Source organism: Dietzia sp. Cai40, from assembly GCF_014145165.1.
GTDB classification, from domain to species: Bacteria; Actinomycetota; Actinomycetes; order Mycobacteriales; family Mycobacteriaceae; genus Dietzia; species Dietzia natronolimnaea.
Map to the genome: position 1 here is coordinate 1 of NZ_JAALEB010000162.1, position 12,621 is coordinate 12,621.

Below are 12,621 nucleotides of genomic sequence, written 5' to 3' on the forward strand. Positions count from 1 at the left end.
GGCGGCCCGTGTCCGGCGGCCCGGGTCAGGCGGGCCGGGTACGACGACCTGACCCCGCCCCCCGCCCCCGCACACGGACGATCAGGAACCCGACGAGCCCGCCGGGAGTGACCCCGCGGACAGCGACCCCGCGGAGAGCGACCCGGTCCCGCCGGTGAACCCGTCCCTCCACGCCACGACCGTCGACGGACGTGGCTGCGACGTCCCGCCGTCGGGCCAGTGGGAGGCGGGGTTCTCGATCGAGGCCCCGTCCTTCTCCCCGGGGTGCTGGACGTTGACGATCGCGCGGTCGGCAAAGACGAGCGGACCGCAGGTCTCCGCACCGATCGGCACGGTGAGGAACAGCTTGGTCTCGCCCCGGGTCGGCCCCTCTGTGGCCACCGAGTAGAGCCCGTCGTTGAATCCGAGCGCGTTGCCGTCGGTGGACACCCACAGCCCACCGGAGGGGTCGAAGGCCACGTTGTCCGGGCACGAGATCGGGCTGACCTTGGACTTGTCGAAGCCGCCGAAGTAGGTGTCGGCGGCGGCGGGGTCGCCGCACACCAGGAGCAGGTTCCAGCCGAAGGTCGTCCCGGCGTGGTCGTCGGTGATCTCGACGACCTGCCCGTGCTTGTTGTCGTGCCGGGGGTTGGCCTCGTCGACCTGGCCGACGGTGCGGCGGGTGTTGTTGGTCAGCGCCATGTACACCTTGCCGGTCGTGGGGCTGGGTTCGACGTCCTCCGGCCGATCCATCCTGGTGGCCCCGACCGCGTCGCCCGCCATGCGTGTGTACACGGCGACCTGCTCCGCGGTCATGCCGGTGACGTGGGAGACGGCGTTGCCGGCCGCGTCGACGGTCATGAGCGGGATCCAGCCGCCCGTCCCGTCGAACGCGCCGTCCGAGGGGAGCGTGCCCGACCCGTCGATCTCCGACTCCGGGGAGTTGCCGGTGAAGGTGGCCACGTAGAGCGTCCCCTCGTCGAGGATCCTCATGTTCTGGGTCCGCGCCGCCGCGGTCCGTCCCGGCACCATCTTCCGGCTGGAGACGAACTTGTAGAGGTAGTCGAACCGCTCGTCGTCGCCCGAATAGATGACGACGGTCCCGTCGGCGGTCACGTGAACGGTCCCGCCCTCGTGCTTGAACCGCCCGAGCGCCGAGTGCTTGACCGGCGTGGAGTCCGGGTTCCAGGGATCGACCTCGACGATGTAGCCGAAACGGTTGACCTCGTTCGGCTCGGCGGCCAGGTCGAAGCGGCTGTCGAAGCGCTCCCACTTGCGGCCCGACTCACCGACCGCCACGCCGTAGCGACGCAGGGCCTCCACACGCGCCGGGTCGGTCACGGAGCCGGTGGTGCCGAAGTACTGGTTGAAGTTCTCCTCGCCGGACAGGACTGTTCCCCAGGGGGTGTGGCCGCCGGCGCAGTTGTTGAGTGTTCCCAGCACGCGGGTCCCGGTGGGGTCGGCGGTGGTCCGGGTGAGGGGGCCGACGGCCGGGCCCCGCAGCTCGAACGGCGTCGTCGCGGTGATGCGGCGGTTGTAGGACCCCATCACGGGATCGAGCCCGCCGTCGGACGGCCTGCTGGCGAGCTCCACCACCGTCATGCCGTGTGCGGCCCAGGCGATCTCCACCTGCTCGCGGGTCGGGGCGGCGGAGTCGTACCCGCGGAACATCATCGGCTCGGTGGTGTACTCGTGGTTGACGGTGAGCAGGAACCGGTCGTCGCGGTCGTCCATGGGGAACAGGACCGCCAGGTCGCAGTTGAAGCCGTACTGCACCGCCTGCGCGGCGGCCGTCTGGTTCTCGAAGTCGAAGCCGGGCGCCCCGGGGACCACCGGGTCGCCCCAGCGGATCACCACGTCGCTGGAGTGCCCGACGGGCACGGTGACGGCGTCCGCGGTGTTGGGCTCCACGGGGAGGAAACCGGTGTCGAGGGTGCCCCCACCCGTCGACCCGGGTGCCCCGGCCGAGCCCGTGCCGAGGGAACCCTGCGCGGCGACGGAGGCGGGCAGGACCTGGGTGGCCCCCACCGCGAGCGCGACCACGCCCGCCGCCTTGAGCGCCCCCCGGCGGCTGATCTCGGTGGCGACGTCCCCGAAGTACGGGTTGTCGCTCGTGTTGGGGACCGGCGCCGCGCACTGGTCACCGCACTTGTACACACAGGTCAGGTGCTGGCGGTTGGAGATTCCGGGGGTGGCGATCGGAAGCAGACTGCGGACTGACAACGGTTCTCCCTGAGGACGTGTGCGCCCCACACGGGCGCACGAGGACGCTGTGACCCTAGGGAGCGCGGGCGACGGCGCGGGCGTGCTGAGGACACGTGCGGATGAACTGTGGGCGCAGTGCCGGTGAACACCGGTCCCGTGACGCTACAGTCGTCGTGACAACCCTCAATCTCGGATCGTCCGGCACGTTCCTGCCGGTGAAGGGAAGGATCTCTCCATGGCTACGGTGACCTTCGAGAACGTGTCCATCATCTACCCGGGCGCCGCACGGCGCAGTGTGGACCGACTCGACCTGGAGATCGCCGACGGCGAGTTCCTGGTCCTGGTGGGACCGTCGGGCTGCGGGAAGTCCACCACTCTCCGCGCGCTCGCCGGGCTCGAGGACGTCTCGGCCGGACGCATCCTCATCGGTGACAGGGACGTCACCGGGACGGAGCCCAAGGACCGGGACATCGCGATGGTCTTCCAGAACTACGCGCTCTACCCGCACTACACCGTGCGCGAGAACATGGGTTTCGCGCTCAAGCTGGCCAAGGCCTCCAAGAAGGAGATCGCGGAGCGGGTGGACCGCGCCGCGGAGATGCTCGACCTCACGGACTACCTCGACCGCAAGCCCAAGGAACTCTCCGGTGGTCAGCGCCAGCGGGTCGCCATGGGTCGGGCGATCGTGCGCAACCCGCAGGTGTTCCTCATGGACGAGCCGCTGTCGAACCTCGACGCCAAGCTCCGGGTGGCCACCCGCGCCCAGATCGCCAAATTGCAGCGTGAACTGCGCACCACCATGATCTACGTGACCCACGACCAGGTCGAGGCCATGACGATGGGGGATCGGGTGGCGGTGCTCAAGGACGGCATCCTGCAGCAGGTCGACACCCCGCGCGAGCTGTACCACAACCCGGTCAACGCCTTCGTCGCCGGCTTCATCGGATCGCCGTCGATGAACCTCTTCGACGCGCCCGTCTCGGACGGCAGAGTGGACCTGGAGGGTTTCGCGGAAGAGGTCCCGCCGGGGTCCGGACCGAGGGTCACCGTGGGCGTGCGGCCGGAGCACCTGCGGATCGCCGGGGACGGTCACGGGTTGGAGGTGACCGTGGACCTGGTCGAGGAGCTGGGGGCGGACAGCTACCTGCACTGCTCCACCGCGGACGGGCACCCGGTGGTCTACCGGGCCGAATCGGGTGACCACCCGGGTAAGGGCGAGACCATGTTCCTGGCCGCGCTCGACGGCGAGGTCCGCTTCTTCGACGTGGAGACCGGCCTGCGACTGCGGTGACCGGGTGCGCCGAGGCGGGCCACAGGGCTCGACGAGGCGGGCCACAGGCCCGATGAGGGCGGTAGTGGCGGATTGCAACATCTGTTGTTGCTAGAGTGTCGCGTGTGATCTGAGTCTCGCGGCCCACGGGCGGCGGTACGGCGGGGAGTCGGCGATGGGACCGTCCATGGTCCGACGCCACAGGCCCCGTGTGGGTTACGCTCAGCGGGACCTCAGAGAGACCCGCGTCACAGTGAACCCGGGATCACCCGACCGCCGGCACACGTCGGCGGTAGGCGAGACACGACAATAGGAGAGAGCGCATGGCCGTTCACGGCAGGTTCCTCAAGGCGGCGGCGGCCGCATCCATGGTCGCGGTGCTCACCGCGGCCTGTGGCAACGGTGGTGGTGACGAATCCGACGAGCAGGCGGAGGCCGGCACCTCGGGCGTCGGCCCGATCACCTTCGCGATGGGCAGCAACGACACGGACAAGCTCCGTCCCGTCATCGAGCAGTGGAACGCGGAGAACCCCGACCAGGAGGTCACCCTCCGTGAGCTCCCCGCCGAGCAGGACGGTCAGCGGGACACCCTCACGCAGTCCCTCCAGACCGAGAGCGGCGAGTACGACGTGTTCGCTCTCGACGTCACGGACACCGCGTACTTCGCGGCCAACGGGTGGCTGCAGCCGATCGAGGGCGACACCGAGGTCGACACGTCCGGCCTGATCGAGGCCGCCGTGGACTCCGCGACCTACAACGGCACGCTCTACGGCATCCCGCAGAACACCAACGCCCAGCTGCTGTACTACCGCACGGACCTCCAGCCGGAGGCGCCCGCCAACTGGGACGCACTGGTCGCGTCCTGCGAGGCCGCCGAAGGCGCCGACGTCGACTGCCTGCAGACGCAGCTCAGCCTCTACGAGGGCCTCACCGTCGCCGCCACCCAGTTCATCCACAGCTGGGGCGGTCAGGTCGTGGGTGACGACGGGCAGACCCCGGAGCTCGACACCGATCAGGCACGCGCCGGCCTCACCGCCCTGGTCGACGCCTACCAGAACGGCGTGATCCCCCCGCAGACCGACGCCTTCACGGAGGAGGAGACCGCGCAGGCCTTCCTCGCCGGCGAGACCATGTACTCCTACAACTGGCCGTACATGTACGAGTCGGGCCAGTCCGATCCCACGTCCCAGGTCCAGGGCCGGTTCGAGGTCGCACCCATCGTCGGCCAGGACGGCGCAGGCCGGTCCACCCTCGGCGGCTACAACAACGCCATCAACGTGTTCTCCGAGAACAAGGCCACGGCGCAGGCGTTCCTCGAGTTCATCATCTCCGAGGACGTCCAGATGGGCTTCGCCGAGCAGTCGTTCCCGCCGGTCCTGTCCTCGATCTACGACGACGAGGCGCTGCAGCAGGAGTTCCCGTACATGCCGGCCCTCAAGGCGGCTCTCGAGAACGCCGAGCCGCGCCCGGTCACGCCGTACTACCCGGCGGTGTCCAAGGCGATCCAGGACAACACGTTCGCCGCGCTGCGTGGCGAGAAGAACGTCGAGCAGGCGCTCACCGACATGAGCGCCGCGATCGACCAAGCGGCTCAGTGACACCAGAGTCTGAACAGCAGGTATGACATCACCGCGCTGATGGGCCCCGGGTAGCATTCCCGGGGCCCATCGGCCGTCGTGGTGAGGGCGGGTGCGATCCGATGAGGAGCTGCAGCGATGACGACGAGTGAGAAGTCCCCGGCGCCACTGGTCGAGAAGAGATTCGACTGGCGTCCGGTGTGGATGGTGGGCCCCGCGCTCGCGATCCTCGCGGTGGTGATCGGTTACCCGGTCGTCCGTGCGGTGTACCTGTCCTTCCAGGCCGACCGCGGCCTCGATCCCGCCACGGGGATGTTCTCGGACGGTGGGTTCGCCGGGTTCCAGCACTATCTCTACTGGCTCACCCAGGCGTGCCCGGCCCGGGGCGGCGACGGCACCATCCCCTGCCCGCCCGGTGTCTCGGCCGTCGACTTCTGGCCCGCCATGGGCAACACCCTGTTCTTCACCGTCACCACCGTCTCGCTCGAGACCGTGCTCGGCTTCGCCATGGCGGTGGTCATGGGCAAGAGCATCTGGGGACGCTCGCTCCTGCGCGCGGCGGTCCTCGTGCCGTGGGCGATCCCCACCGCCGTCACCGCCAAGCTCTGGGCGTTCATCTTCGCCCCCAACGGGATCGCCAACACGATGCTGGGCACCAACATCGCCTGGACCACCGACCCGTTCTACGCCCGTATGGCCATCATCATCGCGGACGTGTGGAAGACCGCGCCCTTCATGGCGCTGCTGATCCTCGCCGGGTTGCAGATGATCCCCGGGGACGTCTACGAGGCGGCCCGAGTGGACGGCGCCTCACGGTGGCAGCAGTTCACCAGGATCACGTTGCCGCTGGTCCGGCCGGCCCTGATGGTGGCGATCCTCTTCCGCACCCTCGACGCGCTGCGCATGTACGACCTGCCCGTGATCCTCGTGTCGGCCAACTCCGGCTCGCCCACCGCGACGGTGTCCATGCTGGTGGTCAACGAGATGCGGATGGGCAACTTCAACAGCGCGTCCGCCATATCGACACTGGTGTTCCTGCTGATCTTCGCCGTGGCGTTCGTCATGGTGAAGTTCCTCGGCGCGAATGTCGTCGATGACCGCACCGGCAAGAAGGAGGAGATCCGGTGAGTCACCGAGCGCCTGAACCGTCCACGTCGTCCACCACGCGGCCGCCCACCTCGTCGTCGTCACACCCCGGTCTCCACGATCGGGACAACAACGACGACCTTCGGCCGCCCCGCAAGCCACTCGGCCCGAGGATCGGCACCTACATCGGGGCCCTGCTCATCCTGATCTGGGGGCTCGCGCCGTTCTACTGGATGCTCGTCACCGCGTTCCGCGACAACCGGTTCGTGTTCTCCGCCAGTCCCGTGCCCTCGCACCTCACCCTGGACAACTTCCGTGAGGCACTGGCCACGGACGCGGGCAACAACTTCTTCGGTGCGATCATCAACTCGGTGATCATCAGCTCCATCACCACCGCGCTGGCGCTGCTCTTCGGCGTCTTCACCGCCTATGCGCTCGCGCGGGTCGACTTCCGCGGGAAGTTCTTCGTCACCGGCGTCATCCTGGCCGCGTCGATGTTCCCCGGCGTCGCGCTGGTCACGCCGCTGTTCCAGCTGTTCACCGACATCGGGTGGATCGGCACCTACCAGGCGCTCATCATCCCCAACATCTCGTTCGCGCTGCCCCTGACCATCTACACCCTGACCTCGTTCTTCAACGACCTGCCCTGGGAGCTGGAGGAGGCGGCGCGCGTCGACGGCGCCACCCGCGGCCAGGCGTTCATCAAGATCATCCTGCCGCTCGCCGCGCCGGCGTTGTTCACCACCGCGATCCTGGCGTTCATCATCACGTGGAACGAGTTCCTGCTGTCGCAGCAGCTGTCCAACTCCTCGACCGAGCCGGTCACCGTGGCGATCGCCCGGTTCTCCGGGGTCAACCCCTACATCCCGCCGCACGCGGCGATCATGGCGGCGGGTGCGCTCGTCACCGTCCCGCTGGTGATCATGGTGCTGATCTTCCAGCGACGGATCATCTCCGGTCTCACCGCCGGCGGTCTGAAGAGCTGACCGGTCGTGGCTCGGAGCGGCGGGGACGCGCTCGGGACCCGGCAGCGGCTGGAGGTCCTGGGCGGGTTCGTCGGGTTCTTCACCGTCCTCGCGCTGGTCAACGCGGTCGGCCTGATCGTGGTCGGGCGCCCGTCGATCCTCGCCTCGTTCGTGCTGGTGCTCATGCTCGCGGCGTCCGGTTACACCGTCCGCGTGTGGCGCCGGGCCGACCGCGCCGTGGGCCGCGGCTGAGTCCGCCCCTCAGCGACGGAGCCGGGCCGTCAGCGGCCGTCGCGCCAGGCCACCAGCGACTCCACCAGATCCAAGGGGTAGTCGGGCCCGTTCAGGCCCACGGTGAACAGCGTGACGCCCTCGGCCAGCAGGGCGTCCGCCGAGCGCCGCGCGTCGTCGGCGGAGGCGGCGCCGCCGATCTCGGTGGAGCGCTCGATCTCAGCCGGGTCCCGACCGACGTCGGCGCAGTGCCCGGCCAGCACCCCGGACTTGTGGCGGTAGGTCTCCACGTCCACGAACGAGTGCCAGATGTCGGCGTGACGGGCCACGTGCTTCAGGGTCTTGCGCTCGCCCCCGCCGCCGAGGAGCACCGGGATGTGCCGGGTCGGGGGAGGGGTGAGCGTGGCGAAGCGACGGTCGATCCGCTCGAGCGAGTCGCCGAGGTCGTCGAGACGCGACCCCTTGGTCCCGAAGTCGTACCCGTACTCGGCGTAGTCCCGCTCGAACCACCCGCTGCCCAGGCCCAGGATCAGGCGGCCGCCCGAGATGTGGTCGACGGTGCGGGCCATGTCCGCCAACAGGTCCGGGTTCCGGTAGCTGTTGCAGGTGACCAGCGCGCCGATCTCGACCCGCTCGGTCTGCTCGGCCCAGGCGGCGAGCATGGTCCAGCACTCGAAGTGCGCGCCGTCGGGGTCGCCGTAGAGCGGAAAGAAGTGGTCCCAGTTGAACACCACGTCGACGCCCGCGTCCTCGGACCGGCGGACGGCATCGCGCAGGAGACCGTAGTCGGGCGCGTGCTGCGGTTGGAGTTGGACGGCGATGCGGACCGGGCGGTCGGTGTTCGGGGTCATGCGCCCAGTCTGGTCCGTATCGCCGCCCGGCGCACCCGACCCGCGATGTCGCCGGGTGCACACGAGTCGCGCACCCGGGCGCGGGTCGGATGCACCCCGGCCCTCGCTACCGCTCGCGTTCGAGGAGGAACCAGAAGTGCTCGCCCTCGTGGAGGGTCCCCCGGCCGTTCATCACGGCCAGGAGGGTGTCGGGGTCGACGACGGCGAAGTGGTCGATCACCGGCAGCCGGTCGTACACCATGGAGGCGCACGGGCGGCCGCGGAACGAGACCTCCCAGAGCGAGGCGCCGCCCCCACCGGTCGCGGAGGTGTCCGGGACGACCGCCCCGGACTCGTCGGTGACCAGGATCGGGTCCACCTTCCGCGGGTCGGTGAAGTCCTTGCCCCACCAGCGCATCTGCCCGAGCATCGCGAACATCGGGTGCCCGGTGTCGAGGCCGGTGCCCTTCCACCGGGTCCCGGCGATCTCGTCGATCCCGGCGGGCTCCAGCGAGTCCCACAAGGCCGTCACCCGGTCGGTGGGGACGGTCTCCAGGGCCCGGATCGCGGCCAGCTCGTCGGTGTGCGGCGCGCTCACAGCCCGTACGTCTTCCCGATGATGTCGCGCTGGACCTCGTTGGTGCCGCCGTAGATGGTGGACACGACGGCCTGGCGGACGAGGCGCTCCATGCCGTACTCGGTGGCGTAGCCGTAGCCGCCCATGGACTGCATGCACTCGAGGGTGACGCGTTTGCTCAGCTCGGAGGCCTTGAGCTTGGCCATGGAGGCCTCGCGGGGGAAGAGCGCCTGGGGGTCGGACTCGTCGATCTTCCTGGCCACGGCGTAGACCAGCAGGCGGGTGGCCTCGATCTCGGTGGCCAGGTCGGCCATGCGGTGGCGGATGACCTGGAAGGAGCCGACGGGCCGACCGAACTGTTCGCGCTCGCGGACGAACGTCAGGCAGTCGTCGAAGGCGCGCTGGGCCACGCCGAGCTGCATGGCCGCCAGGATGAGCCGCTCGATGTTGAGTCCGGTCATGAGCTGCTTCCAGCCGCCGCCGACCTCGCCGATCACGGACTCGGCGGGCAGGCGCACGTCGGTGAAGTACAGGTCGTTGACCTCCTTGCCGCCCATGGTCTCGATCCCGCTCATCTGCAGGCCCTCGACGTCGGCGGGCACGTCGAACATGGTGATCCCCTCGTGCTTGGCGCCGGACGAGTCGGTCCGCGCGACAAGGAGGATCCGGTCGGCGAAGTGGGCGTTGGAGCACCAGGTCTTCTGGCCGGTGATCACCCAGTCGTCGCCGTCGCGGACGGCCTTGCAGCGCAGCGCCGCGACGTCCGACCCGGCGCCGGGTTCGGACATCGAGATGGACAGGGTCCCGCCCTTGACGACCAGGTCGAGCGCGCGTCTGCGCTGCTCCTCGGAGCCGAACTTCTGGTAGGCGGCACCGGTGATGAGGGTCGGGCCGATGCCACCGATGGGGGCCAGGCCGCGCAGCGAGTGCTCGAGCAGCAGGCACAGTTCCACGGCTCCGGCGTCGGCGCCGCCGTACTCCTCCGGGACGGTCAGCCCCAGCCAGCCGAGCTCGGCCATCTTGGCGTAGATCTCGGGCGAGTGGGTGCCGCCCTCGGTGGTGAGCTCCCGCCGCTTCTCGGCGCTTCCGACCTCGCGCGCGCAGAAGTCGTCGATGGACCTGGCGAAGTCCCGCTGTTCTTCGGTGAGGATGTCGAACACGTCTGGCCTCGGTTTTCTGTCAGGGGGTGACGGTGGCGGGCACAGTCGACTACTGTGGCCCGTATCACGGACGGTACATCAAATATATGTGATCGGAAACTGGAGGGAACCCGAATGACGACCACCGAACCCAGCAAGACCGGCCCCACGCTCGCGAGCCTGGATCCCCGCGACGGCACGGTCCTGGCGGAGTACCCGATCGCCGGACCCGAGGAGGTGGCGCTCGCCGTCGAGCGTGCGCGCGCCGCCGCCCGCTGGTGGGCCGCCCAGGGTCCGCGCGGTCGTCGGGAGTGGCTGCTCGAGTACAAGCGGTCGATCGCCTCCCGCTCCGACGAGTTGGCCTCGCTCATCTCCGCCGAGACCGGCAAGCCGGACGAGGACGCGACGCTCGAGGTCATGCTCACGGTGAGCCACCTGGAGTGGGCGGCCAAGAACGCCGACAAGGTGCTGCGCCGCCGCTCGGTGTCCGCCGGACTGCTCATGAGCAACCAGGCGGCCTACGTCGAGTACCAGCCGTACGGCGTCGTCGGCGCGATCGGCCCCTGGAACTATCCCGCGTTCACCCCGATGGGCACCCTCTCCTACGCCATGGCCGCCGGCAACGCCGTGGTGTTCAAGCCCAGTGAACTCACGCCCGGAGTGGGCGTCTGGCTCGCCGAGGTGTGGAACTCGCTCGGCGCCTCCCAGCCGCTGTTCCAGACCGTCACGGGTGACGGCTCGACCGGCGCCGCGCTGTGCAGGGCGGGCGTGGACAAACTGGCGTTCACCGGGTCGGCCGCGACGGGCCGCAAGGTCATGGCCGCGTGCGCGGAGACCCTCACCCCCGTCGTCATCGAGGGCGGCGGCAAGGACGCGTTCCTGGTGGACGCCGACGCCGACCTGGACTCGGCCGTCGACCAGGCGGTCTTCGGCGCCATGGGCAACGCGGGGCAGACGTGCGCCGGCGTCGAACGGATCTACGTCCACCGGGACGTCCGGGACGCCTTCGTCCACAAGTTCACCGCGAAGGTCCGGGCGCTGACCCCCGGCACCTCGGTGACCTCCAGCTACGGCCCCATGACGCTGCCGTCCCAGATCGACATCGTCCGCCGACACGTCAAGGACGCGCTGGCCCGGGGTGGCACGGCCGTCATCGGGGGCGAGGAGTCGGTGGGGGAGCGGGTCGTCGAGCCGGTCGTGCTGGTCGACGTGCCCGAGGACTCCACGGCGATCACCGAGGAGACGTTCGGGCCGACCGTCGTCATCAACTCGGTCGCGGACCTCGAGGAGGCGGTCGAGAAGGCCAACGCCAGCAGCTACGGCCTCGGCGGCGCGATCTTCACCGGCAACCGCAAGCGGGGACTGGCGCTGGCGGAGAAGCTCGACGTGGGCATGGTGTCGGTCAACGCGTTCCTGGCCTTCGCCGGGATCCCCTCGCTCCCGTTCGGTGGGTCGGGCGACTCGGGCTTCGGCCGCATCCACGGCGCCGACGGGCTCCGGGAGTTCTCGCGGCCCAAGGCCATCACGGCACAGAAGTTCGCCGCCCCGCTCAACCTCATGACCATGACCCGCAAGCCGAGGGACATCAAGGTGGTCAAGTGGATGCTGGCCAACGTGCAGGGAAAGCTGTGATCTCCCGATGACCGCCACCGCCTCGAACAGAACGACGCCGGAGGAACTCCGGGACACGACGACGACGAGCTCCGCGGACGCGGGACGGCGCACCCTGCCCGGGGTGTTCGGACCGATCCCGTCCGAGCTGGTGGCCGACGCCGCCGTCGAGCACCCGCTCACGGCGTCGCCGCCGCTCAAGCCGGGCCGCTGGTACTGGCGGGATCTCATCGCGTCCCTCGACCCGGTCGCCGACGCGGCGGAGATCCACCGCATCACCTCCTCCTACGAGTTCCCCTGGGACTACCAGCGGGCACTCGAGCTGGCCCTGTACCGCACGTACTGTGTGCCCTCGGTGTCGGCGGTCCTGGAGCAGGCCGGCCAGTTCCGCGACAACCCCCAGAAGCGGTACGACGACACCGCGTTGCTGATGGTGGAGCTGGTCGAGCACGGGTACGACTCGCCGCGCGGCAAGGAGGCGCTGCGGGTGATCAACCGCCAGCACGCGCGGTACGAGATCACCAACGACGACATGCTGTACGTGCTGTCGACGTTCATCTACGAGCCGCTGGAGTGGATCGACGCGATCGGGTGGCGGCGCCTGCACCCCCACGAGCGACTGGCCGCGTTCCACTTCTACCGCGGGGTGGGGCAGCGGATGAAGATCGCCGACATCCCGGAGGACATCGGGGAGTTCCGCCGGTGGCGTGACGACTACGAGGCCCGCACCTTCCGCTATGACCGGAACAACGAGCTCATCGGCACGTACACGCTCGATCTCATGTGTTCCTGGTATCCGGAGGCGGTCCGCCCCGCGGTCCGCAAGGTGGTCCTGTCGCTGGTGGACGACGACATGACCCGGGCCTTCGGCTTCCCGTGGCAGCCGCCGGGACGACGCAGGGCCGCGTACGCCGCGCTGCGGGCCCGGTCCGCGGTGGTCCGGTGGCTCCCGGTACGTCGACGGGCGCTGGGGTCGAGCGCGACCGAGAACCGGACCTACCCCGGGTATCCGAACGGCTACCGGCCCGCCGACCTGGGGGCCTGCCCCATCCAGCCGCGGGACCGGATCGAGGGCTGCCCGGTGATGCACGGCGGCGGGGAGGGACGGGGAGAGGACCGCGCATGACCACCGCCTCCGCTCCGCCGAGGCC

At 69.6% G+C, this 12,621-nt stretch carries 11 protein-coding genes; 7 read left to right on the forward strand and 4 right to left on the reverse strand.

What is annotated here, in order from left to right:
* Positions 1–81: 81 nt before the first annotated feature.
* The gene (locus G6022_RS06920) at positions 82–2,202 is read right to left on the reverse strand and encodes a PhoX family phosphatase (protein ID WP_182610836.1); all 2,121 of its coding nucleotides are present in this window, start codon (positions 2,200–2,202) and stop codon (positions 82–84) included.
* Between the two features lie 217 nt (positions 2,203–2,419).
* Here G6022_RS06920 and ugpC point away from each other — a divergent pair, with 217 nt between their 5' ends.
* The 5 genes from ugpC (at position 2,420) to G6022_RS06945 (ending at position 7,334) form a co-directional block, all read left to right on the forward strand.
* Complete coding sequence (gene ugpC, locus G6022_RS06925) at positions 2,420–3,475, forward strand: sn-glycerol-3-phosphate ABC transporter ATP-binding protein UgpC (RefSeq protein ID WP_182638599.1); 1,056 nt, start codon at positions 2,420–2,422, stop codon at positions 3,473–3,475.
* A gap of 302 nt (positions 3,476–3,777) precedes the next feature.
* Complete coding sequence (locus G6022_RS06930; RefSeq protein ID WP_179523949.1) at positions 3,778–5,052, forward strand: ABC transporter substrate-binding protein; 1,275 nt, start codon at positions 3,778–3,780, stop codon at positions 5,050–5,052.
* Between the two features lie 117 nt (positions 5,053–5,169).
* Complete coding sequence (locus G6022_RS06935) at positions 5,170–6,159, forward strand: sugar ABC transporter permease (protein WP_095718899.1); 990 nt, start codon at positions 5,170–5,172, stop codon at positions 6,157–6,159.
* Positions 6,156–7,103 carry an ABC transporter permease subunit gene (locus G6022_RS06940; RefSeq protein ID WP_182638600.1) on the forward strand — a complete coding sequence of 316 codons (948 nt, stop codon included), beginning with the start codon at positions 6,156–6,158 and terminating at the stop codon, positions 7,101–7,103. Before G6022_RS06935 ends, G6022_RS06940 begins: the two co-directional genes overlap by 4 nt.
* A 6-nt stretch (positions 7,104–7,109) precedes the next feature.
* Positions 7,110–7,334 carry a hypothetical protein gene (locus G6022_RS06945; RefSeq protein WP_182638601.1) on the forward strand — a complete coding sequence of 75 codons (225 nt, stop codon included), beginning with the start codon at positions 7,110–7,112 and terminating at the stop codon, positions 7,332–7,334.
* Positions 7,335–7,363: 29 nt separating this feature from the next.
* Here G6022_RS06945 and G6022_RS06950 read toward each other — a convergent pair whose 3' ends face one another.
* From G6022_RS06950 to G6022_RS06960, 3 genes are all read right to left on the reverse strand, one after another.
* A complete protein-coding gene (locus tag G6022_RS06950; RefSeq protein WP_179523948.1) occupies positions 7,364–8,164 on the reverse strand; it encodes an LLM class F420-dependent oxidoreductase in 801 nt (266 codons plus the stop codon).
* A 106-nt stretch (positions 8,165–8,270) separates the two neighbouring features.
* Positions 8,271–8,741, reverse strand: a complete 471-nt coding sequence (locus G6022_RS06955) for a DUF4334 domain-containing protein (RefSeq protein ID WP_179523947.1) — start codon at positions 8,739–8,741, stop codon at positions 8,271–8,273.
* Positions 8,738–9,880 carry an acyl-CoA dehydrogenase family protein gene (locus G6022_RS06960; RefSeq protein WP_182639779.1) on the reverse strand — a complete coding sequence of 381 codons (1,143 nt, stop codon included), beginning with the start codon at positions 9,878–9,880 and terminating at the stop codon, positions 8,738–8,740. Before G6022_RS06960 ends, G6022_RS06955 begins: the two co-directional genes overlap by 4 nt.
* 114 nt (positions 9,881–9,994) lie before the next feature.
* On the opposite strand from G6022_RS06960, the gene G6022_RS06965 reads away from it, so the two are divergent.
* Together G6022_RS06965 and G6022_RS06970 are read left to right on the forward strand one after the other, a co-directional pair.
* Positions 9,995–11,491: an aldehyde dehydrogenase family protein gene (locus G6022_RS06965; RefSeq protein ID WP_182641335.1), complete on the forward strand. Its 1,497-nt coding sequence runs from the start codon at positions 9,995–9,997 to the stop codon at positions 11,489–11,491.
* A gap of 7 nt (positions 11,492–11,498) precedes the next feature.
* Entirely contained in the window at positions 11,499–12,596 is a 1,098-nt protein-coding gene (locus G6022_RS06970; protein WP_182653174.1) for an oxygenase MpaB family protein, read from the forward strand.
* Positions 12,597–12,621: the final 25 nt, after the last annotated feature.

What these genes read in the sequence shown, in the direction of transcription:
- ugpC (WP_182638599.1), top strand. Translation starts at nt 2,420, where the DNA reads ATGGCTACGGTGACCTTCGAGAACGTGTCCATCATCTACCCGGGCGCC.
- G6022_RS06930 (WP_179523949.1), top strand. Translation starts at nt 3,778, where the DNA reads ATGGCCGTTCACGGCAGGTTCCTCAAGGCGGCGGCGGCCGCATCCATG.
- G6022_RS06935 (WP_095718899.1), top strand. Translation starts at nt 5,170, where the DNA reads ATGACGACGAGTGAGAAGTCCCCGGCGCCACTGGTCGAGAAGAGATTC.
- G6022_RS06950 (WP_179523948.1), bottom strand. Translation starts at nt 8,164, where the DNA reads ATGACCCCGAACACCGACCGCCCGGTCCGCATCGCCGTCCAACTCCAA.
- G6022_RS06965 (WP_182641335.1), top strand. Translation starts at nt 9,995, where the DNA reads ATGACGACCACCGAACCCAGCAAGACCGGCCCCACGCTCGCGAGCCTG.
- G6022_RS06970 (WP_182653174.1), top strand. Translation starts at nt 11,499, where the DNA reads ATGACCGCCACCGCCTCGAACAGAACGACGCCGGAGGAACTCCGGGAC.